The sequence below is a fragment of the Paraflavitalea devenefica genome (assembly GCF_011759375.1).
Taxonomy (GTDB): Bacteria; Bacteroidota; Bacteroidia; order Chitinophagales; family Chitinophagaceae; genus Paraflavitalea; species Paraflavitalea devenefica.
This window is the reverse complement of the sequence record NZ_JAARML010000002.1, coordinates 454,425-476,582: the sequence shown is the minus strand read 5'-3', so window position 1 is coordinate 476,582 and position 22,158 is coordinate 454,425. Positions and strand designations below refer to the sequence as shown.

Genomic DNA, 22,158 nt, shown 5'->3' with positions numbered 1-22,158 from the left:
AAATGCTAAACGAAATTATTCCCCTATTGTTGCAATATGCTGCTGGTTAAGTTAGATACAGGTTTTAATATAGAGGTGGAATTTCCCATTTCCCCCTTCCACAAACGCTTGTTTGCGTGGCTGATAGACATGTTTACTTTATGGATGTACCTGCGGCTCATGACAGCGATCGTTGATATACCCATGATTGGCTGGAGCTGGCAGTACGTAGTGGTCATTATACCTGTATTCCTTTATTTCCCCTTGCTGGAGATCACCCTGAATGGCCAGACACTGGGGAAAATGGCCCTTCGTATCAAAGTGATTACAGAAGAAGGCGGCCAACCCAGCATTGGCCAGTACCTCATTCGCTGGCTTTTCAGAATGATTGATTTCCCCTGGTGGCTGTTGGCAGCTATTGTAACCCAGGTAATACCCTGGTGGACATTACCCCTACTTTTCCTGGGATTGGCCTGTGTGATCTTTACGCCCAAATCACAACGCGTGGGCGATCTCCTGGCCGGCACGATCCTGATTGACCTCAAAAACCGTACTTCCTGGGAGGATACTGTATTCACAGAAGTGGAATCTACCTATAAACCGCGCTATCCGCAGGTAATGCAGTTGAGCGACCGGGATATCAATACCCTTAAAAGTATCATTGAAAGTGTGCGCAGGAAGAATGACTACGACCTGGCCCTCAGGATCGGAGACCGCATCAAGTCCAAGTTAAAAATGGAAAGCGACCAGGATGCTATTGAATTCCTGCAAACCCTGCTGAAAGATTACAACTACTACTCCACCAATTAAAATAAAAAAACCCCGCAGTGCGGGGTTAATAATATTGTCAAAGGGCTTTTTCTTATCTGAATCCTCTGCCAAGACCAAGGAATATGAAGCCCAAAACCATCAGCGACAACACAATGATGATGAAGATGCTGACAATTTTGAAGTAGTTTTTCAAATTACCAATCCCTTCATTAAACTGCACCTGGCTCATATTGGAGGAACTTTCAATGCTGTTGGAAGCGAATCTGTACAAAAATAAATTGATCACTACGCTAATGGCCGCCATGATCAATGCAACCATTATGCTAAATATACTGGCGGCGCCACCCAAACCCGGCTTACCAATAATGGCATTGAGCACGGATAATCCTGCGCTGATAAATGCCACAATAGCTATGATACGTGCCCAGGTAGCTGCTGTAAGCAGGAGTTCCCTGGCATTCCCTTCCACTGAAATATTAAATATATTATCTGCTTGATTACTGTTGTTTTCCATATGCTTTTTTTACAGGTGTTAAAACAGGTTTCCGATAGTACCTACTACATTAAATACGATACCTATTAAACTAAATATCCCATTAATCAGGAAATAGTTCTTCAGGTTCCTGAGCCCATCATTAAACTGCGCCTGATTTTGACTTTCTATACCTTTCCGCACCAGTGTAGCAAAACGGTATAGTAAAATGGTGAGGTACGTGAAAATAATGAGCACAATGGCGATTATGGCAACGATCAGGCCACCGGCTATCCCGCCTGCCATTTCCAGTCCCGGCATAAAGTTGCTGAGACCTTGAATCAAAAAGGCACTGGAGAATGCCAGGACTAATACACACAAACCAATACCTATAAAGAAAATAATGGCAATAAACTTCGCCCATTTGGCGGCCTCATTAAATGTATTGCCGGAATCATAGTCCACCTGTATTCCGAACAGGGGTTCATTGGAAGGTTGCTGTTCCATCTTGAGTTGGTTTAATTGTTAAATGTTGAGAACACTAATATAAATGAAATTTTCAACCCTGCATAACGACATTAAAAACGGACGGAAAAATACTGCTTTACCTTAAAGTCCTTGCGAAAGAATACCAGCCCTATAAAGAAGAGGTCAATGGTAAGCATAACCGCAGGATGCTCCTTCACCTGCTGCCAGGCCTGCTCCATGCCCTCACTCCAGTGAATATCATCCAGGATAACGATCGTGTTGTCTGTTATATGCGGGAGTAGCTGCTCAAAATAACGGAGGGTAGGCTCCAGCCGGTGGTTGCCGTCAATAAAGGCCAGGTCAATAACGGGATGCTTTTCCAGTATGTGCGGCAGGGTATCATCGAAATTACCGGGCACCAGTTCAACAGCCGATAACGACAGTTGCCGGAAATTGGCAGCCGCCTGTTCGGCTATGGCCTTGCTGCCCTCCCCTGTTATAATGTGCGCCGCCGGGTTGGCCAATGCCATATAGGAGGTGGAAATACCCAGGGAGGTACCCAATTCCAATATCGTAGCCGGCTTGTAATAATTCACGATCCGGAAAAGGAGTTGACTGAACTTCCTGGATTTGGCGGCATGCTTTGCAATACGCGCTATTGTGCGCCGGTTGGTATTTTGGATGGCAGAGCCTGCACCGAAATCCTCTACTTCCAGCACCCGGGTATCGGCCAGTAATTGCCTGCGCAAAGCTTCTACCTGGTCATACGCATAGAAATGACTGTCATCATTCAGGACCCTGGTGATAAACTCAAATACAAAGGGAGAATGCACGCCATGTCCCTTTCCATTGGAAGCCGTAAAATAATAGTGCAAATATTTTTTCGCTAACTGCGAGCGTGAGAACATGGTTAAAGAATACAGAATATTGAATACAAAATTCAGAAGCTTTTCCCCCGTTATTTCCTGCCCCACACCTGGAAGCTATAGGCATAAGCATGTTTGTCATCAGCGGGGAAGTCAAGGTTAGATAATAACTCCCATTGCTGCCCGTCGAATTCGGGGAAATAAGTATCCCCTTCCAGACTGGTATGTACCCGGGTAAGGTAGATCCTTTGCGCCAATGGCAAGGCCAGCGCATAAATTTCGCCACCACCAATCACAAATGCTTCTTTGGCATCGGTATCAGCCGCAGCAGCTATTGATTCTTCCAGGCTTTTGACGACCTGTGCGCCCGGCGCCTCCCAGGCATCCTGCCGGGTGATCACAATATTGGTACGGCCCGCCAGCGGTTTACCCAGTGATTCAAATGTTTTACGGCCCATAATCACCGGCATACCCCAGGTGGTATTCTTGAAGAACTTCATATCATTGGGCAGGCGCCACAACAACTGGTTATTCTTACCGATCACGTTATTTTCAGCAGCAGCAACAACTAAAGCTATAAGCATAATATTTCTTTACACAGCTACAGGCGCCTTAATGGCCGGATGCGACTGATAATTTTCCAGGGTGAAATCTTCAAAAGTGAAGTCGAACAGGTTTTTGACGGCCGGGTTCAGTTTCATCACCGGCAATGCATAAGGTGTGCGGGTTAATTGCAGCTTAGCCTGCTCCACATGGTTGTTATACAAATGCACATCACCAAAAGTATGAATAAACTCGCCCGGCTCCAGGTCACATACCTGTGCCATCATCAGGGTGAGCAATGCATAAGAGGCAATGTTGAAGGGCACGCCCAAAAAAACATCTGCTGAGCGCTGATAAAGCTGGCAGGAGAGCTTTCCTTTGCCGCCATTTACCCCTGGAGCTACATAAAACTGGAAAAGGGCATGGCAGGGCATTAATGCCATTTCCGGTAGTTCTGCCACATTCCAGGCGCTTACAATAATGCGCCGGCTGTCGGGATTATGTTTGATCTGCTTCAGGGCATCACCGATCTGGTCAATGGTTTTACCATCGACGCCTGCCCAGCTACGCCATTGCTTGCCATACACAGGTCCCAGGTTCCCCTTTTCATCGGCCCACTCATCCCAGATACTAACCCCATGTTCCTTGAGGTAACGGGTATTGGTATCGCCCTGCAGGAACCAGAGCAGTTCATAAATAATACTTTTCAGGTGAAGTTTCTTGGTGGTCACCAAAGGAAATCCCTGCTGAAGATCGAAACGCATCTGGTAACCAAAACAACTGGACGTACCAGTGCCGGTACGGTCGGTTTTGGTTACCCCCTTATCGAAAATATGTTGCAGCAGATCAAGGTATTGTTGCATGACCGCAAGTTACGGAAAAGCTCGCCGGGGTAAATAATTACCCCTTCCAACGGGGGAAAACTTGTTAATTGAAAGGACTGGCTCCTGGTGTTGGCTGCCGGATGCCGGATTCTTTTCTTTATTCTGCGTTCAGCTTCTTCCACATTTCATCAATGGGATCGCCTTTGGAGCTCAGGCCGGTGTGGTCCCATTCATTGCCACGCACTTTTCCATTGAAAGTAAGGGAGGCCCCTACCCGGGTGCTATCGCGGCTGAAGAATTCAATATTCTCTGTGTATTTCCCGTTTTTAAAGGTGTAAGTACCACCTCCTGTTCCGGAGAATTCTTTGGTTTCAATGTTAATGGCTACCCATTGGAAGCGGGTAGCAGACAGTATTTTGAGTGTGCGCCGGGGTCTCAGCGGCATGGTTACCGGCTGGCCTTGTTGCTTGCGGCCGGCAATACGCCATACTCCTGCCAGGTCGCCCATCCCTTTATCCGTTTGCGTCCAGGTCTTTTCTTTTCCATCAACATTCGCTACCAGTTGGCCATTGTTGTCCGACCAGGCAATGCTGACCACCTCTCCCACTTTCTCTCTTTGCTGTGTATGGAACTGGGTAGTGACCTCAATTTTATCATCCTTTATTGCATAAGGGCCACCCCAGGTATACATGAACTGCTTGCCAGTCTTGTCGAACACAGCCTGTACAAAATAGCCATCCACAAACGTAAGGGTCTCCTCATGGGTCCCTTCCTGGTAATGCCAGGCGCCGGTAAGGGAAAGATTGCTGACGGGAGGATGAAATGCAGTGACTACGATGAGTATTAAAAGCGTAATGATGAAGTTGTTTGCCGGGGCATACTTTCTCATACGGGGGTGCAATTTGTTGTAAGTTAACGAAACTATAACGAATCCCCGGGCAGCGCTGTATACTACGAAATGTTAAAATTATCTTAAGGGAAAGGCAACGAGGCATTGAGACATAAAGGCAATAAGATTAAAAGGTCGGCTTTCTACGCAGCGCCTCGATGCCTCATTGCCTTATGCCTTGTTGCCTTCGCTATATTTATCCCTCCAATTGCAGTACTTCGTCTTTAGTGGCAGGGCTACCTTCCGTAAGGGCTGCCTGACCGGTAGTGATGATCAGTCCGTGATGGTTCAGTGATTTTGCCAATTCAGTATAGATCTTCACCAGCAACTGGCTGCTCAATTCCAGTTTGTTTTCCAGGGAGGCAGCTTTCTGCTGTTCGGTGGCCAGGTTTTCCTGCAAAGTACGCACGGAGTCCTGGTGACCGGCGATGGCTGTTTGTAAGGTCCCCTGCTGTTCCTGTAAGTCCTGTATGTTTTTTTCCAGCACTTCAATATGCCCGGCTTTGGCGCGAATGACCTCCTGCTGCTGCTCCCCTTCTTCGCGACTGTTTTTCAGGGCAGTCTGCCATTCGGCAGACTGTTGCTGCCGCAACTGTAATTCATCATTGAGCTGCCTGATCTGCTGATCAAATCCGGCAGCGGTATTTTGCAATTGTTGCAGTTGAGAGGCCGATTCTCCGGCCTGTTGTTCCAGTGTATGGTAGTTTTTGATACGTTGCTCCAACTGGTGTTGTAAAAAATCAATATGTAACTTCTTTTCTTCCAATACATCAGGCAGGTATTCTTTTTCAGCCAGCTTCTCTTTCAGGGTCTTTCGCTCTGCTTCTGTTTGCGCCAATAATTGCTGCAAGGCCTGAATGCGCTCATCGGCGCCGGCATCACCGGCAACAGCCGCATCATTCCCTGCAGTGACCAATAACTGCAGGCGGTTATTCTCTTCCTGGAACTGTTGTAAAAGCTTTTCCACCTGCTGCAACTGCTCAGTCAGTTCTTCATTTTCGGTCTTATATTGAAGTATTTCGTCATTTTCCGGGTGGACGTTGGCAGCCTGCTGCAACTGACTGATCTTGTCTTTATATTCTTTTATCTCTTGCTGCAATTGGGCCACAAGTTTCATATCTGCTTCTTTATCTGCACTATAAGCCTTATTGCGCAGGTCGGTATACTTTCCTTCCAGCTCCCGGAAATCCTGTTCCAGGATAGCGTAGTTTTCCCTGTACCGCCTTACTTCCTGCTCATATTTCTTCAGCAGAGAGGTGTTCTCGGGATTGGCACTGGCCAGCCAGTCGGGTAATTGCTCAGCCTGTCCGTCCACAACAGGCTGGATAGAAGGCATTACGGGATTTTGCAGCAGCTTTTCGGACCAGCTTTCTTCCTCTTCGAAAGCCAGTTCCAGTCCTTGCTGTTTCTTCTTGCGGCGATAATGAAAGAAAATAGTAAGAAATACAGCGATCAGGGTAGCAGGCACAGCAATCCACAATACGATCTGGAGAAACTGCCTGAATTCATAAAGGGATACTAGCAACAATAGCGGCATCATGAAAAATTTTAAGTACAATTTTTCCCATACAAATTATCCAGTAAAAAAATTAGGAACAGGGTATTGCTACGGCGTGGGCGGGAGTTATAAGGCAATGGTATCAATGGTATTAACTTCAATAATAATACCAAAAAAACCGTAAAAACCTCATTAGCAGGGCTAATTATCCACACCCAGGGAGGAAGGCATAAAGGCAAGAAGGTACAAAAGCAATGAGGGATAGCGGCAGCGGGACAAGGACAACAATGCATGTACCATTGACAATTCACAATTATCCATTTATAACATACATGGTTGTTTGCTCTTATCAACAAACAATCCCCAAAAGTATAAAATCAGTGTTTAAATACTAATAATTTTAGTAATTTTACTTGTTCAAACCTCCCCTTGTATGCTAACCATAGCATGCTGTTCCCTTTACATATTGGGCAGCCTGAAAATCTATGATACGCAGTCTGGTACTTAATTACACGAATTGTAACACTAACCAATACGGAAGATCACAAAAAAAAGATACATCTTATTTAAAATCGTCCGTGTCATAACGAATAAAGGACAATCTGTACTTTATGCTAATTTATTTATCATTTGTTTTTTTCTTTGGATCATGACAAAGGATGAGAGATACATAGGCGTAAAAAAACTGATTGAATCGGGTCATATCACCGAATTCAAGCAGATCTTTACCTATCTGCCCAAAACAGTCATGGCAGGAGACCTCGGCACCAATAATAACCGGATGACGAGGTTAATAGACCGTACGGAGAAATTTACCCTGGAGGAACTGAACAGGATCAGTGAGCTGATAGATGTTCCTTTTGACTCCATCAACCTCCTCGCGAGTATTCAATATAAAAAAAGTAAGCATTTCAAGCGCAAGTCCTGATTATCATATTACGCAAAGCTGCAATCCGGCGCATGCCACGCTTTTTCATTTCCCGCTGTCATAGATGTAATTAGTCATTTAAAAGCCGACAAAATGAAATTACCCAAAACGTTACTCACGGCCATCGTGATTGGCATTGCCGTACAAACCGCCACTTCCTGCAGCAAAGACAAAGACCTGCCGGATACCAAAGCAAAGAAAGAAGCCAAGGAAGAAGAGAAAAATAAACCTCCCTATCCCTGCCCAGCCTGCGGAATGGGTTAATCGGCTTATAAGATCATCACTGCAAATTCCTGCCAGTGCCCAAAATACTATCCTCCGTAGCCTGTAACCTGGAAGCCGATATTCTTGGCGCCTGTATTCCTTTATGGGAAGAAGCAAGAATAGAAGCCATTGAATGGTCTTTTGATGCACTGTTCAACGTAGAGGAAATCCCAGCCTGGTTCCGGGAATTACTGACTGCATTCAGTAAAGAGAAAAGGCTTATAGGTCATGGGATTTTCTTTTCACTCTTTTCCGGAAAATGGTTGCCCGAACAGCAACAATGGCTCAACAAACTACAACAAACCTGTACTGAATTTCAATTTGACCACATCACGGAGCATTTTGGATTTATGACCGGCAAGGATTTCCACCAGGGTGCTCCCCTTAATATTCCTTACACAACATCTACGCTGGCTATTGGCAGAGACCGCTTACAAAGGATCCAGGAAGCCTGTCAATGCCCTGTGGGACTTGAAAACCTCGCGTTTTCCTATTCACTGGATGAAGTAAAACGGCATGGTACCTTCCTTGACCAACTGCTGGAACCTGTAAATGGTTTTATCATTTTAGACCTGCATAACCTCTGGTGCCAGCTCCATAATTTTTCCATTCCCTTTGAAGAGGTTATTGATCTCTATCCTTTACACAGGGTGCGGGAAATCCATATTTCCGGTGGTAGCTGGGACGATTCAGAAGTGGAAGCAGGAAGGACAATAAGAAGGGATACCCATGATAATGCAGTACCTGCAGCAGTGTTCCAATTGCTGGAAATGACCATATCACGTTGCCCTCATCTTCAATATGTAGTGCTGGAACAATTGGGCACTGGCCTGCTCACTCCCGAAAGCAAACAACAATTCTACCAGGATTTCGGGAGAATGGAGAGCATTGTAAGCGAAAAAAATTTATCCCGCACTCCCCATTCCACCTGTTCATTTCTACCCCAGGCTCCACTGCAAAAGGGGGGCGTGACTGAAGACCTGTTTTTATACCAGCAGCAACGGGAGCTTTCCGCTATCCTGGAATCGGCGCCTTCGTATGAAGATGCCAGGCGCCTGCTGGCTCAATCCTCCTTAGCCCATTCTGACTGGAAGATAGAGAACTGGGACCCCGCCATGGTAGAAACGGCCATTAAAATTGCACAGAAATGGAAGCAGGGATGGCTGACATAAATTTCGGGTAAGCAACTCATTATCCATTTCTGCCGTAATGGCATATTGATAAAATGCATTTTCAAACAGCCATTGCATGATCAATTGCCAAAAAGTAATAGTTGTTCTGCCCGCCTATAATGCGGCCCTCACCCTGGAAAAGACCTGCCGTGAAATAGACCGGACCATTGTGGATGAAATCATCCTGGTAGATGATATGAGTATGGATAATACTATCCAGATAGCAAAAGCCATTGGCCTTACCCATATCATCAGGCATGAAAAAAATAAGGGTTATGGGGGCAACCAGAAATCCTGTTATAAAAAAGCCCTGGAGTTAGGTGGAGATATTATTGTAATGCTGCACCCCGACTACCAATACACACCGGCACTTATCAAACCTATGGTATCCCTGATTGCCAACAAAGTATATCCCGTGGTGCTTGGGTCCAGGATTTTGGGAAAAGGAGCTTTAAAAGGTGGTATGCCTATGTACAAGTATATCTCCAACCGCTTACTCACAGCTATCCAAAACCTGTTGATGCGACAAAAATTATCTGAATACCATACCGGGTACAGGGCGTATCATAAAGATGTGCTGCTGTCCATTCCTTTTGAGAACAATTCAGATGATTTCATTTTTGATAATGAAATACTGGCACAGATATTCTATAAAGGTTTTGAGATTGCTGAAATAACCTGTCCTACGAAATACTTTGATGAGGCTTCCTCTATCAATTTCAGCAGAAGCATGAAATATGGGTTCGGCGTGTTGCGCGTAAGCTTCCAGTATTTCTTTCAAAAAACGGGGATCGCCAAATCCAGGCTTTTTAAAAGCCTGTGATTAATGCTCTTCTTCCCCATCTTTACTATCACTGTTATTGTTTCACCACTTTCTTGGAAATGATATTACCTGCATCATTGATGAGCACAAAATAGACACCTGCGGCAAATGCCGAGAGGTCGAAATCTACCCTATAGCCACTGGCTTTGAATTGCCGGATGGTTTTACCGTTCACATCGGTCAGGGATACCACCGCATTGCTCAATGCCTTACTGAAGGTAACAAAAAAGCGGCCCGTGGTAGGATTGGGATACAGGGCATCTATAGACTGAATTTCTTCGGTAACATTTGTTGTCTGCTGCGCTGCACGCGTGGGATAGGGATCAATACCATTGTTACAAAAGTATACCCGTTTTAACCGGTTACCTGCAGCATCATAGGTATTGACAATACCGCAGGCATTGGCCGGAAGCTGCTGTGAGAACGCATATATGCCTGCCAGAGTCAGGATCAGGGATACTATAAATTTCTTTTTCATGGAGTGTTTTTTAGCTGGTTAAAACCCTTTACTATGGATAAGGAATTTCAAAATTGAGGCCTTTTAAATCCTGCAGGCTTAAATCATAACGCCTTAGCACTTTGTACTGGTCGCGTATTACAGCCCAGTTATACTTTTGCAATGTATCCGGATGAAATAAATAGACCGACAAAGTATCCGTTGGCAAGGCTTTAAAAAACTCTTCCCATTTAAGTCCGGTACCCCAGTCTGCAGATTTGCCTGGCAAAATGGACTGCATGGGAACCTGATTATTTTCAATGGCTGTATCGGGATATTTATGTTGTATCCCAACCGCCGCCACATAGAAGGATATGCTATGAGCAGCATTGTTTTTTATGGAGAAGCTGTTTCTTGTCTCTGCCAGTTTACCACAGCGGAAAGACATCAGCAACAAACAACTCCCCAGGTAAATGATTAAGTATCTCATAGAACTGATTTTAAGGTTTATGGCCATCTTCTCGGATAGGTACCGCCGGCGGCCGGTTCAAAGTTATTCCAATTTATTCCGAAATGCCTTCCAAAGTAATCGGCTGCAAACCTGTTGGCCGCCATCTCAAATGCCCGGATATCATGGGTGGTGAGGCCCGGAAAACCAGGAATATCCGCCTGATTCGAGACGCTTAGGGCACTTGGGATCATTACAACAAAAGGATACAAAATACCCCATCGCTGGCTTTGGAAAGTGTGTCCATATTCGTGCATGTAGAGCGGATTACTCAGAATATTGGTATTGTTGCCCCGGACCCTGATATTAATATAGTTGCCGATGGATACACCTTGATCTTGCTGCCCTGTACGGTTTAACCTGAAGGCAAAGGTGGCGCCGCCAAAGAACTCTACTTCATCAACATTCCCTACTGTATTGCGTATCTGGGTATAGCCATATCCTATAGTAGATTGGGTAAGTTCCCAGCTAAATCTGGAAACACCCTGCCATACACCACCAAAGAAGGAGCGGTTCTCATCCAGGTAGAAATTGCCCAGGAATATCTCCCCGGCATTACGCAGGGCACCCCAATCACCGCCAAAGATCCCTTGCCCCAAACCACTTACTACACTCAGTGCAGTTGTACCTGCGTAGATCCATGCCGCCCCTTTAATAATGGTCCCCAATATCGGTACACTTATGCCCGCTGCAATCCCTGCACCCAAAGCAGCGCCGGCAATGGCGCCCTGTGCAAAGTACCTTAACCCATCCCAGAAATTATCAATATCGCCCCGCACAGCATGGGCAACTGTATTTCCAACCGCAAATACTGCAGCAGCAACGGCCACTATCAGCCAGGGGAAGTCGCCATTACTATCAATATGGGCTAATGGATTATTCAAGGCATATATGTACCGGTTGTATCCCTGTGTACCGAAAGGTGTAATGACAAAATTATCCGGGCTAAGCATGCGGCCCTGTATAGGATCATACATCCGGCCATTCATATTGATCAGGGCAAACTGGGCAAGATGTTCATGTCCCGTATATCCACGGTACAGCCATGCAGGATTAGCAGGAACACCCGCATATTGCCAGTTGACCGGATTACGGTTACGTCCCCAGGCATCGAAGTTCTGTTCAGTCACTACATTCCCGTTGATATCCGTTAGCGTAAGCAGGCTGCCTAAATGATCCGTGTACACAAAATAGAAGTTGTTTACGCTATTTTCCCTTACGATCATGGCACATAAACCATTGCCCCCGATCACATAGTGTATTTCCCGGTTTACTCCTCCGCTATTCTGCTTCTCATAATTACCTAAATAATATTTTGTTTCAATAATATTGTTATTCTGCCTTAAGATACTCTTGACCCGCTGGTAATCTTCGCCATATATATAATTCACCTGGTAAGCCCCCTCTGTAACCATAGCTGTTTTTAAGAAGGGGGTATAAGCCACCTGCTGCAGGTTGGTGGAAATAGTCGCTGGTGGCGTTTGTGCACCTGCAGGATTGGTGATATAAGCCACCGCATGTATTTTATCATTTTTGTACACGTAGTTGCCTGCGTCGGTCTTGGAAACAATATTGCCCATAGAAAAACTGGTATTCCCATCATAACCAATAGAGATCTGTGGTACATTGTTCACAGTAGTTTGGGTGAGCCTGTTGAGCCCATCGTACTGGAAGGTTTCTGTTAAACTTTTAATAGCATCCTGCCGGCTCAGCAAATTACCCCTGGCATAGTCAAAGTTCAGGTTAAGGTCCTGAATACCGGCTGTATAGTAACGGGTGGGGAATCCATACGTGTAAGTGTTCTGCGAAGTCATGTTATTGCCCAGTGTATAACCAGTGTATTGACCAAATCCGTTTAAGGCAGTGCCGGTAAACAGGTTTATTGGGGAGCCTGCATTACCTCCGGTTACTTGTACCAGCTTCCCGCTGTTATCATATATATTATTTACCTCTATACCGGAAGGATAGGTTATTTTGGTCAGGTGATCATAGATATCATAAGCATAATACGTGGAAACAGGCACGCCATCAATAGTGACTGTTTCCGTTTGCAGGCGTTTTAAATTATCATATCCATAAACTTTGACAATACCATTGAAATCGGTAACTCGTGAAAGATTATTATTGTTACATCCGGTTGTAATGTCCTTATAATATTCATAAGTAGCGGTGCCTTCCGGCCCCTGACGGGTTACAATACGTCCCAAGTCATCATAGGTCATGCTATAAGCATTGCCCATATTATCTGTTTGTTGCGTAATCTGTCCGAATGCATCATATTGGTACGTAATAGTACCGGCATTTTTATCTGTTGAGGAGGTCCTTCTGCCGTAGCTATCATACCCATTGCTCAATATGACTGTACTGCCATGCGTTACCTGTAGCTGGTTGCCCCTGCTGTCATACCCATAATCAAGCTGCCCTCCATTATCTATTGCAGTAACCACTTTGCCGGTAGCATCTGTAATTTTAGTAGTGCTTTGTCCGGCCGACGTGGTTTCCACCTGCATTCTTCCGCCACTTAGCTTTGTATAGGTATATTGCGCATTACTCACTGCATTGCTTATATTTTGAAGCCTGCCATAAGCATCATAAGCATTGGTAGTTATAACAGGTGTTTCGGAAGGGTAATAACTATTTGTTTGGGTAGCTATATTTCCCTGGGTATTGTAGGTAATTAGCTGCGTGAGCCATTGATTATTGAATCCGCTGGTTTGTTTTTTTACTTCCCTGCCGGCCTTATCAAACCACACTTTTATATCGGGAGCCCCGGTCGGCCAATCGGCAAAACTATAGTATACATTTTCCCCCTGTACTTCCCAGTTGAGGGAAGTATTAACACTGTAGCCGGCAGGCAGGGTATGTTTCTTCATTCTTCCAAAGGCGTCATATTCATAGGTGCTGGTGAGGCAATCTGAGGATGTTTTTGTTACTGGTTTCCCCCACTTGAAATCATAGGTAAATGACTCCGTTTGTGTTACACCTGAAGCTGAGCGTTGGCTGGACAAGGGCAGGCGTCCCCTGGTATCAAATGTGTAATTGGTTACGCGGTTATTCAAACCGGCAGCACTGATGGTAACGCTGGTAATATTACCAAATGCATTGTATCCATAGGTGGTAGTTATCGCCTGAGGCAAACCTGCAAACTCTTTGCGGGTAGCGATCATCCCGCTGCCAGTATACGTAAATTCAACGGTGTTACTTTCCGTGGAGCTGCCGGTTCTTGTACTTGAAACGGTAATATTATCCGGACGTGCAGGTACAGGTGTATTGTATGTCCCAAAAGTGGATGTTGTGACGGTCGTTTCTGTTGGGCTCACCGTACTACCCGACAGGGCGCCTGTTTTCACCGTAGCCGAAGTGATATTCCCGGAATTATCATACCCGTTAACCGTTTCAACGGCAGCACCGGTAAGGTGGTTTACTTCCAGTGTTTTATCAATATGCTGCACAAATCTTTTGGGATCCAGATAGCCTGTAGACAAGGAAACAAAAGAAACATCTGCAATATATTCAGATAAAAGTTCCCCTGTAGCCGTAAGACTGGTGGTTTGCTTTTTAACATAAGGTATCGCAAACTGGGTATTGATCTCATTTTCCGTTATGGAAGTAATACCAAGGGTTGTATTTGCTGCGGTGATCTTCTTAAAGCCAAGGAACCCTTTTGCTGCACGGTGCGCAACACCATCCTCATACTTATAGTTGGTGGTATTAGTACCTCCAACACCATTGGGCGTAGTAAATGCAGAAACAGCATATATCGGCGGTTGAATATAATTAAACGGATTCAGGTTGGCCGGATTATCCAGTGATATGGTGCGATTATAGAACCAGGGATAAGTAGTTTTATCGGTGAGCAACTTATAATCAAAAGTGTTGGTTACATTATGTCCGTCCGTGATCTTTACCAGCAGGTTTTCCTTGCCATTTTGTTTAAATCCAATAAAGTCGGCTGGTGAAGACACATTGAACCTGTTCAGCAGATCACTTCTTCCATCCCCATTAAAATCGCCCACGGTAAATTCCCCAAAAGACAATACGTTATTATAGACGTACTGCTCGTACAGGAAAGAAGAAGATCCGCCAATACCTCCCCTGCTGTAATAAAGCGAGAACCTGGAACTGGTAGATACACCGCCCACCCAATAAGGGAATCCATGCACAATATCACTTTTTCCATCACCATTAAAATCCGATACTATCATCTTATCATCTGAATAGTTGCCGGTAATATTCGGACTTTGGTTAAAAGAAAAGGAGGCTGCTACAAAAGAAGCACCGGTACTATACAGAATTTTCCAGCTACCATTCGTATTCCTGACAAGCAGGTCACTCTTCCTATCGCCGTTAAAATCGCCCGGATACACGCGACAGTTCTTGATCACCTCAGCAGTAGTAGCTATCACAAAGGCGCCAAAGGAATAACCTGTAGTAGCCGAAACACGTTGCACAGATAATACATAGCTGGTATTGTCTTTGGTAACCAGTATCTCATGTTTACCATCTCCATCAAAATCAAAAGGCGTGATCATATCGGCATCAGCAACCGTATTGGCATAAAAATCGGGAGGATAAGATCCAAAGCCAAAATTGACAATCTCGCTATTGATCTCATTGGTAGAAGGACAGGTAAGGAAAGCCTTAAAACCAAAATAGTCCACCGGATCAGGTTCATATTCGGTCGTCTTCATGGCCAGAATCATTATATAGTCCTGGTTGCCATCTCCATCAAAATCGCCGGGAATAAAATTGTTGCCTTTATGATGAATATAATTAAACGGTTGCCCCCAGGCGTATGGTATGGGATAGGTGGTAGGGGTATAATCAGTCCAGCCGGTGGAGCCATTGTGGCTGCCTGTATAATTGATCGTTACATTATTCACCAACCGCTTCCAGCTTCCCGGGTAAGTATACCCATACCCGGTGCTGAGCTGCAATACATCATCCCTGCCATCGCCATTATAATCAGAAGTGAGGAAGTTGCTAAACTTTTTTTCACCCATATTGACCGAATTACCGGTAGGCAGGCTCTTAATATACAGCACGGATGAAGAACTGGTAGTAATATCACTCCTTATCTCATACTGGGAATGATATTTGACGCCCTGGTCATAATACAGGTTGGCCGCCAGCAGGTCGGTCTTACCATCTGCATTGAAGTCACCGGCAAAGAAATCGAATCCGCCCTGTAAAGCTGAGGTGGTTGATACAGACAGGTTCTGCGGCTGATCGCCATACAGGAAGATAGTGCTATTGAGCGCAGCGCCATCACTGCCCAGTTCCACCACTTCTTTCAACATGGATTTTACATTATCAAATCCATAGTTAAACTGATACGTTTTAACAGCATCTGCATCATGCTTAATAGAGATCCCTGTTAGCAGGTGTTTTAATACTACTGACGAGCCCCCTTCATAGGTAGTCGCCACATCCGTACGCTGTCCATAGCTGAACTTTATCTTATTATAAGGCTGTAAACCGGTATTGCTGTTACCCGTATAACTGACCTCGTCAATACGGCTTTCCCTGAAGCCATTCTCATATTTAAAAGTGATGTAGTTGCCGTTAATGTCAATAATTTTATTTAGCCGCCAGAACATGACGTTGTTATTATTTTCAGTAAGGATACGCGCATCAGGCGTATTACCAAACTCCATGATGGTTCCATCTTTTGCAGTAACCCTGAACCAGTCCGGGTTATTGGCCGAACCGGAAGTATAAGAAGTAACCCTGGAGAAGGACTCAGCATCTCCGGCATAGGTAGTACCGTTGGCGCCATTGGAACCGGATATCGGATTCAGGCGTGTGCCATCCAGCATAAAGGCATCGGTACTGGTATAGGAAACCGGCGATACAAGGCCATTATAATAAAGATTACGGCCGGTACGGCTGATAACAGGCAGCCCCGTAATATTCCATCCATATCCAACAACACCATTTCCCGCATGGGAATTATAGACGATGTTTATGGCAGGTTGTAACCCGTTGGTCCCAGGAGGTGTGTACACCGGTATCCTGTACGTAGCGCCGCCTGCAGCGGTGGTTCCGGCCATTCCTCCTACCGTACCTACCGGTTTTGACACATCAATGGTTTTGGTAAAATTAGAACTGGTATACAGGGACGTATAGTTGACCGGCGGCAGAGATACTGTTACTGTAACGGAAGCCGGATCTGATAAACAGGTACCCGTCCAATCAGTACCGCGCACATAATAGGTATAGGTGCCCGGCGTGAGTGTGGTAGGTGTGTAATATTGCCAGCCATCTGTGAGGAAGTTATCGTTGGCATCATACCACTTAAAGTTGCTGGCGGTTCCACCGGCGGTCAATGTGGTAGAAGATCCTGCTGTGACGTTCGTATTGCCGGATATGGTAGGTGGAGATCCTGAGGTTATTTCAAAATAAAGCTGGTAATAATAATTAACGCTACAACCATAAGGCTGGTATACTTTGGCATAATACTTCTCAGCATCCGTGGCAGGATCGAAATCCCATATTTCAAAATAACCGGTCGTATTACTGTTGACAAACTGGTAGTCCTGTACGTATCCATACCAGGGATCATAATATTCATATAGCTTATACAGTTGGAAGGTAACGCCCGGTGTATTGCTGCTCAATTGTACTTTGGCTACATCCCAGCCGCATTTGACGGCATAGTCCTGCCACACATAAGGAATAGGACTGAAATAAAAGGTATAAGGCGTTCTGTACGATTCGCAACCGGTATTATAATTATAGAAACTTACCCAAACCGTTACACCTGTATTGGCATAGACCGAATATTCGGCATAAGCTGAATAAGTATAGGGATCAATGTACATGGTATTGGTTTGTACAGGCCAGGGATCTGTATCACTGCTGTACCAGCGGAATTCTCCGTATACGTAGTTCCCGGAATAGTTATAATACTCTGCACGCAGGGTTACATACTGCGGCGAACAAAGTTGCCCGTAAGGATAGGACTGGTAAACATAAAAATCTTCATAGCACTGGGCCTGGGCCACCATATTGGCGCAGCATAAGATAGTAATAGACAGGAGGAACCGGCGCAGGCGCGCTGCAGGATAAGGTAAAAGTAGTCTCATAAGAATCAGTGAGGTTTAATTGAGTTTTTTCAGGACAAGGTCAGTGATATCAATGCTCCCGGGTCCATTCGCAGCTTTATCTTTTTCTTTATCCTTACTTAACGGTTTAACGTCTGTAAAGCCGCCTTCCACCATCACAGCTTGTATGGCAGCCTGGATCTTTTGCTCATATTGCTGCATGAGCGCTATTCTGTCCTGATGCCTTTTCTTTTGGGCCAGTTGATGGGTGCCATTAATGGCCGATCGCCTGTCGTCTGCATGCTGCACAATACCTGCACGGCCTTTGCCACCCTTAAGGCTATCCTGCTTTAACTGTTTTTTTGTTTGATTATCTATCAGCAGGAGTTGCTGATCAAAAGATTTCTTTTCGGCCTGGTTTTCCTTTGCCAGCTTTTCCCTGGCAGCATCATAGGCCTTGTATTCTTTTCTTAGTCTTAACTGATCAATGAGGCCGATCTTTACTGCTTTGGCAGCAGGAGTAAGCTGTTTCTTGCCTTGTGCATATACCGGTGCAGAGAAAAAAACGGATATACTAAAGATGATAATGACGCAAATAAAGGAATGACGAGTAGAGGATACAAGCATGTTAGGATAGGTTTAGGTACTCTAAATTTATTGAATTATTTGAATACAAAACGCAGCCTAACACAAAAAAAATCCTGGCAGCAGTAAATTAATAACGTACAAGCAACATTACCATACTGTTAGTAACACCCTACAACGAAGGTCCAACCCAGGCACCCCCCGGGTGATCATTTTCTCAGTTGATCCACTTTATCCCTGAGCGTATTAAAGAAGCGGTTCCTGTCTTTCTCACCCGACTTGCTCACAAGCGTAGAGCGGCTGAGTAAGGTATTGAAGGTATCAAAAGCTTTGCCGGCAAACCGGTCATCCCGGGTGATGAGGTAACTGAACACACTATAGGTGATCATGGATAATTTCTTATCATCGAGATTCAGAAGAATGGTATTGTTGCCCAGGATGAGTTCATTTACATAAAACTGAATAGGCCCTTTGTGGGCTACATCCGTAGCGCCCGGCATAAATTTAACTCCTTTGGCGGCCTGCGCCTGCAGGTGATCCAGCATCTGGATAAAGGATTCAACAACAGCCATTAGGTCTTCTTTATGCCTGAAAATACCGGCATCCCTGTAGTAAGCGATCTGGTTGATGCTGCTGTGAATACTTTCAAGGTTCCACAGTTCCACTGTATGCATGAGGCTGTGTTCTTCCAGGATCTGCCGGCCAATGGCAAAACAATCTTCAAAAGGATATTCTTCCAGGGAAAACGATTTATTGGCCAGGGCCGGTTCATTATTTATGGTCTTTGCCCAGAAAAAGGTTTTGAAGGCCGCCATGCCGGGAAAAAGATAGAAGTACCAGAAAGGAGCATCTTTACACAGGTAATAGATTTCCCGCTGTTTGAAAGAATTGAAATATTTAAACTGTTCCAGCATGCCCCTCATATGATCAGCAAAAGGAATAGCATGGCGTGTAATCCCTGGCGCCTGGAAAAGCACGGAATCGTTTTTCAATTGCAATAACTGGTCCAGTGAAATATGATAATGTTCACATATTTGTTTCAGCTCAATGAGGGTAACCGGCTTCTCTCCCCTGATACGGCGGTACACGCTGTCAGCACTCAGGTCGAGCAGGTGGCACAGTTCATCTACGAGTGAAAGGTGGGCGGGCAGGCTTTCTTTTAAATGCCGGAAAAGCTGTTGCTGCAATTGTTGTGTTTCCATGACAAACAGGAAATTACTGAAAATCCGTAATACCTATGATTTGTTTACGGATTTCTGCCATTAAAGTAAATAAAAGGCTATTATATAACGATTATTCCATAGCGGATGAGGACAGGTTGGCCAATTTTATGGCGGATTGCAAAGGGAGGCAGGCTGGTAGTTATTTCCCATTGGGTGCAGCGGGCCTGGCAGGATATGTTTGTGGGCATGAACCCCAAATACCTGCCAATGATTCGCTTTATTACCATCGCTCTTATAAACTTATGCGGTATGACCGGAAGCAGCTTTGCACAGGAAGACAGCGACCAGAATCTTTATTTTGTCCGGAAGAACGGTGAGGTAATTTTCGAAAAGAATGATTACCAGCCTGGCAGGAATGCCTTTTATATTTACCGGAACTGCGTTTATACTTTTGTTTTAGCAGATAAAAAGACAGTACCAGCCCGTGTGATCGATATACGGAATGACTCAATCTATTACACCCGTTACACTGGCATCGCCACTAAAAGCAATGGCTCCAGGGATACACTGGCCCTGCATCCCGGACAGCTTAAAAAGATAAGGATGCCCAGTGACCAGGCCTTCGGGATCTATACAAGTTATTCCTTAGTGAAAGGCCAGTATGTGTTTGAAAAAAGCCGGGAACCCAAAACCTTCCCGTTCAGGACAGAAACGGAATATTCCGCAGATGGCAGCCATTCCACTACTTATGATCTTATACCTTATCTCACGCAACAAGGGCTTGACAAGGTTTACGAGCAGCGCGAAACAGCTTCCTATTATGAAGGCACCAGTAAACAACGTTTTGAAGACACCCTCAAAAAGAACATGCCCCCGGTCATTAAAAAATGGGCCTGGGTCACCCCTACCAATGTGAACAAAATAAGCGGCCTGAATATCGGCCTTCAAACATGGACGCTTGCCGATAATGATTCGCTGGTAATACATGGGGTAAACCTGAATGCCGACTTATTAACTACGTTCGTTGTTGGGTATGCTATTGCTCGTCTTACCAGAGCTGATCTGCCCGATACCGTAGATAAAACGAATATGAAGAGTAAGATAGCGGGGCTCAGCATTAGCGGCGGTGGAGTGATAGGTGATTTCAAGATGTGCGGACTGGCCATCAATGGCATTGTGAGTGGAGTAACTGAAGTCAACGGTGTGCAGATCACCTGTCTGCTCAATGTAAACCAGGAGTTCAAAGGGGTAATGATCGGCGGACTCTGTAATGCATCCACTAAAGGCAGGGGGCTGCAGATAAGCCTGTTCAATTTGTGCAAGGATTTTAAAGGTGTACAGGTGGGCTTATGGAACGTGAACAATAAACGAAAGCTACCATTGATTAACTGGAATTTCTAAGGTCCCATTGGAAGTACCCAGCCTGGCACAATAGTTTGTAGACAATAAACCCTAAATACCTGCCAATGGTTCGTTTTATTATCATCACACTGATAGGTTTATGCGGTATTACCGTAAGTTCCTTTGCACAGGAAGACAGCAGTGCCCAGAACCTGTATTTTGTAAAGAAAAACAGGGGGCTGACTTTCGATCAAAATGATTACCAGCCCGGCCGGAGCGCTTTTTATATTTACCGCAATTGTGTTTACCTTATTGTTTTAAAAGATAAGCGAATAGTGTCTATGCGGGTAGTTGATATACGTAACGACTCGATCTATTATACCCCTTATCTTAATGCCAGGAAAACGGCTACAAATAATGACCGTATTGATACACTGGCCCTGCACCCCGGACAGTTCAAAAAGATACGGATGATTGGCGACCGCATGTTCGGGCTTTATGCCCATTACTCTTTAACCAGGTGCAGCTATGTATTTGTAAAAGGTGATACCCTGAAAAAGTTCCCGGTGGAAACGACTGTATCCTACACCAAAGACAGCAGCCGCTCTACGACCTATGAACTGGTGCCATACCTTTCTGCACAGGGAGTGGGCAGGCTTTACGACCAACGCGGGCAGACTTATTACTTTGAGGGTGTGAACCCGCAGATTGATGAAGACACTAATAAAAAAAGAAAACCCTTTATTGCTAAAAAGTGGGTATGGTTCACTCCTACCAATGCCAGCAAAATAAGTGGGCTGAATCTTGGTCTGCAAACGATGACGCTTGCAGAGAATGACACACTAATCATACGGGGCATGAACATCAGCGTTGACCTGCTGAGTGTGTTTGCCAGTATGTATGCTGCTTTCCATATTTTGCAAACACCCCATCCTATCAATTACCCTGATTCAGTAGATAAATCAGATATGACGTCTGAGGTAACTGGCCTCAGCCTCAGTGGTGGTGGCCTGGTAGGCGATTTACGTATAAGAGGGGTCAGCATTAATGGAGGTATTTGCGCTGGTATAGAAATGACCGGTCTGCATATTACAGGTATCTCAACTACCTGCAAAGAATTTAAAGGTGTTATAATCAGTGGCCTGGCCAACAGGACCATCAGGGGCAGAGGTTTGCAGATAGCATTGCTGAATCATTGCAAGAACCTGAAAGGCATACAACTGGGCCTATGGAATGTAAACAGTAAACGTTCCCTTCCTTTTATTAACTGGGATTTTTAAGGGGGCTCATCGCCCCCTTTTATTTATCCGATCTTTTCAGCCTTATACCCCACCTTTGCAAGCGCTTCCTGAATGTCGGTTTCACTCACTTCTTCATCAGATACAGTAAGTACTTTATCAGAAGATTCCAGGTTCACCTTCCAGTTGTCCCTTCCTACTGTTTTGTTTAATTCAGGAGATACTTTGGCAATGCACCCTGAACATTTGATATTTGTTTTGAATTGTATTGTTTTCATGGTACAAAGCTACCTTTAGCCAATAGCCTGACTGTTATACTATTTACGGTAAATGTTATATAATTT

At 45.0% G+C, this 22,158-nt stretch carries 20 protein-coding genes; 7 read left to right on the top strand and 13 right to left on the bottom strand.

Annotated features, from left to right (window positions below; genetic code table 11):
- Window positions 1-36: 36 nt before the first annotated feature.
- Window positions 37-789, top strand: coding sequence for an RDD family protein (locus HB364_RS11580; RefSeq protein ID WP_167288140.1), 753 nt, complete (start codon window positions 37-39; stop codon window positions 787-789).
- A gap of 52 nt (window positions 790-841) precedes the next feature.
- On the opposite strand, the gene HB364_RS11575 is transcribed toward HB364_RS11580, so the two are convergent.
- The 7 genes from HB364_RS11575 to HB364_RS11545 all read right to left on the bottom strand — a co-directional run bounded on the left by HB364_RS11575 (window position 842) and on the right by HB364_RS11545 (window position 6,352).
- The gene (locus tag HB364_RS11575) at window positions 842-1,264 is read right to left on the bottom strand and encodes a hypothetical protein (protein WP_167288139.1); all 423 of its coding nucleotides are present in this window, start codon (window positions 1,262-1,264) and stop codon (window positions 842-844) included.
- An 18-nt stretch (window positions 1,265-1,282) separates the two neighbouring features.
- Window positions 1,283-1,729 (bottom strand): DUF5362 family protein, encoded by a 447-nt coding sequence (locus tag HB364_RS11570; RefSeq protein ID WP_167288138.1) that lies wholly within the window; start codon window positions 1,727-1,729, stop codon window positions 1,283-1,285.
- 71 nt (window positions 1,730-1,800) lie between these two features.
- Window positions 1,801-2,598 (bottom strand): O-methyltransferase, encoded by a 798-nt coding sequence (locus HB364_RS11565; RefSeq protein ID WP_167288137.1) that lies wholly within the window; start codon window positions 2,596-2,598, stop codon window positions 1,801-1,803.
- A 50-nt stretch (window positions 2,599-2,648) separates the two neighbouring features.
- Window positions 2,649-3,140, bottom strand: a complete 492-nt coding sequence (locus tag HB364_RS11560) for a dihydrofolate reductase (RefSeq protein ID WP_167288136.1) — start codon at window positions 3,138-3,140, stop codon at window positions 2,649-2,651.
- Window positions 3,141-3,149: 9 nt separating this feature from the next.
- The gene (locus HB364_RS11555) at window positions 3,150-3,962 is read right to left on the bottom strand and encodes a thymidylate synthase (protein ID WP_167288135.1); all 813 of its coding nucleotides are present in this window, start codon (window positions 3,960-3,962) and stop codon (window positions 3,150-3,152) included.
- Window positions 3,963-4,080: 118 nt separating this feature from the next.
- Window positions 4,081-4,812: a membrane or secreted protein gene (locus HB364_RS11550; protein ID WP_167288134.1), complete on the bottom strand. Its 732-nt coding sequence runs from the start codon at window positions 4,810-4,812 to the stop codon at window positions 4,081-4,083.
- 196 nt (window positions 4,813-5,008) lie between these two features.
- A complete protein-coding gene (locus tag HB364_RS11545) occupies window positions 5,009-6,352 on the bottom strand; it encodes a coiled-coil domain-containing protein (RefSeq protein ID WP_167288133.1) in 1,344 nt (447 codons plus the stop codon).
- 607 nt (window positions 6,353-6,959) lie between these two features.
- Here HB364_RS11545 and HB364_RS11540 point away from each other — a divergent pair.
- From HB364_RS11540 to HB364_RS11525, 4 genes are all read left to right on the top strand, one after another.
- Window positions 6,960-7,238, top strand: a complete 279-nt coding sequence (locus HB364_RS11540; protein ID WP_167288132.1) for a hypothetical protein — start codon at window positions 6,960-6,962, stop codon at window positions 7,236-7,238.
- A gap of 93 nt (window positions 7,239-7,331) precedes the next feature.
- Window positions 7,332-7,502: a chryseobasin-related MNIO class RiPP peptide gene (locus HB364_RS11535; protein ID WP_167288131.1), complete on the top strand. Its 171-nt coding sequence runs from the start codon at window positions 7,332-7,334 to the stop codon at window positions 7,500-7,502.
- 35 nt (window positions 7,503-7,537) lie between these two features.
- Complete coding sequence (locus tag HB364_RS11530; RefSeq protein WP_167288130.1) at window positions 7,538-8,674, top strand: multinuclear nonheme iron-dependent oxidase; 1,137 nt, start codon at window positions 7,538-7,540, stop codon at window positions 8,672-8,674.
- A 76-nt stretch (window positions 8,675-8,750) separates the two neighbouring features.
- Complete coding sequence (locus tag HB364_RS11525; protein ID WP_167288129.1) at window positions 8,751-9,497, top strand: glycosyltransferase family 2 protein; 747 nt, start codon at window positions 8,751-8,753, stop codon at window positions 9,495-9,497.
- Between the two features lie 34 nt (window positions 9,498-9,531).
- On the opposite strand, the gene HB364_RS11520 is transcribed toward HB364_RS11525, so the two are convergent.
- The 5 genes from HB364_RS11520 to HB364_RS11500 form a co-directional block, all read right to left on the bottom strand.
- The gene (locus HB364_RS11520; RefSeq protein WP_167288128.1) at window positions 9,532-9,975 is read right to left on the bottom strand and encodes a T9SS type A sorting domain-containing protein; all 444 of its coding nucleotides are present in this window, start codon (window positions 9,973-9,975) and stop codon (window positions 9,532-9,534) included.
- A gap of 31 nt (window positions 9,976-10,006) precedes the next feature.
- On the bottom strand, window positions 10,007-10,450 hold the full coding sequence (locus tag HB364_RS11515; protein ID WP_167288127.1) for a hypothetical protein: 444 nt from the start codon (window positions 10,448-10,450) through the stop codon (window positions 10,007-10,009).
- Window positions 10,441-17,529, bottom strand: a complete 7,089-nt coding sequence (locus HB364_RS11510) for a SpvB/TcaC N-terminal domain-containing protein (protein ID WP_167288126.1) — start codon at window positions 17,527-17,529, stop codon at window positions 10,441-10,443. The genes HB364_RS11515 and HB364_RS11510 overlap by 10 nt, the downstream gene beginning before the upstream one ends.
- A 15-nt stretch (window positions 17,530-17,544) precedes the next feature.
- Window positions 17,545-18,114 carry an OmpH family outer membrane protein gene (locus HB364_RS11505; protein ID WP_167288125.1) on the bottom strand — a complete coding sequence of 190 codons (570 nt, stop codon included), beginning with the start codon at window positions 18,112-18,114 and terminating at the stop codon, window positions 17,545-17,547.
- A gap of 167 nt (window positions 18,115-18,281) precedes the next feature.
- Window positions 18,282-19,274 carry a helix-turn-helix domain-containing protein gene (locus HB364_RS11500; protein WP_167288124.1) on the bottom strand — a complete coding sequence of 331 codons (993 nt, stop codon included), beginning with the start codon at window positions 19,272-19,274 and terminating at the stop codon, window positions 18,282-18,284.
- A gap of 270 nt (window positions 19,275-19,544) precedes the next feature.
- Between HB364_RS11500 and HB364_RS11495 the strand changes: the two genes are divergently transcribed.
- Both HB364_RS11495 and HB364_RS11490 read left to right on the top strand, forming a co-directional pair.
- Window positions 19,545-20,636, top strand: a complete 1,092-nt coding sequence (locus tag HB364_RS11495; RefSeq protein ID WP_167288123.1) for an LA_2272 family surface repeat-containing protein — start codon at window positions 19,545-19,547, stop codon at window positions 20,634-20,636.
- A 65-nt stretch (window positions 20,637-20,701) separates the two neighbouring features.
- Window positions 20,702-21,856: an LA_2272 family surface repeat-containing protein gene (locus HB364_RS11490; protein WP_167288122.1), complete on the top strand. Its 1,155-nt coding sequence runs from the start codon at window positions 20,702-20,704 to the stop codon at window positions 21,854-21,856.
- A gap of 23 nt (window positions 21,857-21,879) precedes the next feature.
- Here HB364_RS11490 and HB364_RS11485 read toward each other — a convergent pair whose 3' ends face one another.
- Complete coding sequence (locus tag HB364_RS11485) at window positions 21,880-22,092, bottom strand: heavy-metal-associated domain-containing protein (RefSeq protein WP_167288121.1); 213 nt, start codon at window positions 22,090-22,092, stop codon at window positions 21,880-21,882.
- Window positions 22,093-22,158: the final 66 nt, after the last annotated feature.

Coding starts and splice junctions, on each gene's coding strand:
- HB364_RS11580 (WP_167288140.1), top strand. CDS start 37: ATGCTGCTGGTTAAGTTAGATACAGGTTTTAATATAGAGGTGGAATTT.
- HB364_RS11575 (WP_167288139.1), bottom strand. CDS start 1,264: ATGGAAAACAACAGTAATCAAGCAGATAATATATTTAATATTTCAGTG.
- HB364_RS11570 (WP_167288138.1), bottom strand. CDS start 1,729: ATGGAACAGCAACCTTCCAATGAACCCCTGTTCGGAATACAGGTGGAC.
- HB364_RS11565 (WP_167288137.1), bottom strand. CDS start 2,598: ATGTTCTCACGCTCGCAGTTAGCGAAAAAATATTTGCACTATTATTTT.
- HB364_RS11560 (WP_167288136.1), bottom strand. CDS start 3,140: ATGCTTATAGCTTTAGTTGTTGCTGCTGCTGAAAATAACGTGATCGGT.
- HB364_RS11555 (WP_167288135.1), bottom strand. CDS start 3,962: ATGCAACAATACCTTGATCTGCTGCAACATATTTTCGATAAGGGGGTA.
- HB364_RS11550 (WP_167288134.1), bottom strand. CDS start 4,812: ATGAGAAAGTATGCCCCGGCAAACAACTTCATCATTACGCTTTTAATA.
- HB364_RS11545 (WP_167288133.1), bottom strand. CDS start 6,352: ATGATGCCGCTATTGTTGCTAGTATCCCTTTATGAATTCAGGCAGTTT.
- HB364_RS11540 (WP_167288132.1), top strand. CDS start 6,960: ATGACAAAGGATGAGAGATACATAGGCGTAAAAAAACTGATTGAATCG.
- HB364_RS11535 (WP_167288131.1), top strand. CDS start 7,332: ATGAAATTACCCAAAACGTTACTCACGGCCATCGTGATTGGCATTGCC.
- HB364_RS11525 (WP_167288129.1), top strand. CDS start 8,751: ATGATCAATTGCCAAAAAGTAATAGTTGTTCTGCCCGCCTATAATGCG.
- HB364_RS11520 (WP_167288128.1), bottom strand. CDS start 9,975: ATGAAAAAGAAATTTATAGTATCCCTGATCCTGACTCTGGCAGGCATA.
- HB364_RS11515 (WP_167288127.1), bottom strand. CDS start 10,450: ATGGCCATAAACCTTAAAATCAGTTCTATGAGATACTTAATCATTTAC.
- HB364_RS11510 (WP_167288126.1), bottom strand. CDS start 17,529: ATGAGACTACTTTTACCTTATCCTGCAGCGCGCCTGCGCCGGTTCCTC.
- HB364_RS11505 (WP_167288125.1), bottom strand. CDS start 18,114: ATGCTTGTATCCTCTACTCGTCATTCCTTTATTTGCGTCATTATCATC.
- HB364_RS11500 (WP_167288124.1), bottom strand. CDS start 19,274: ATGGAAACACAACAATTGCAGCAACAGCTTTTCCGGCATTTAAAAGAA.
- HB364_RS11495 (WP_167288123.1), top strand. CDS start 19,545: ATGACCGGAAGCAGCTTTGCACAGGAAGACAGCGACCAGAATCTTTAT.
- HB364_RS11490 (WP_167288122.1), top strand. CDS start 20,702: ATGGTTCGTTTTATTATCATCACACTGATAGGTTTATGCGGTATTACC.
- HB364_RS11485 (WP_167288121.1), bottom strand. CDS start 22,092: ATGAAAACAATACAATTCAAAACAAATATCAAATGTTCAGGGTGCATT.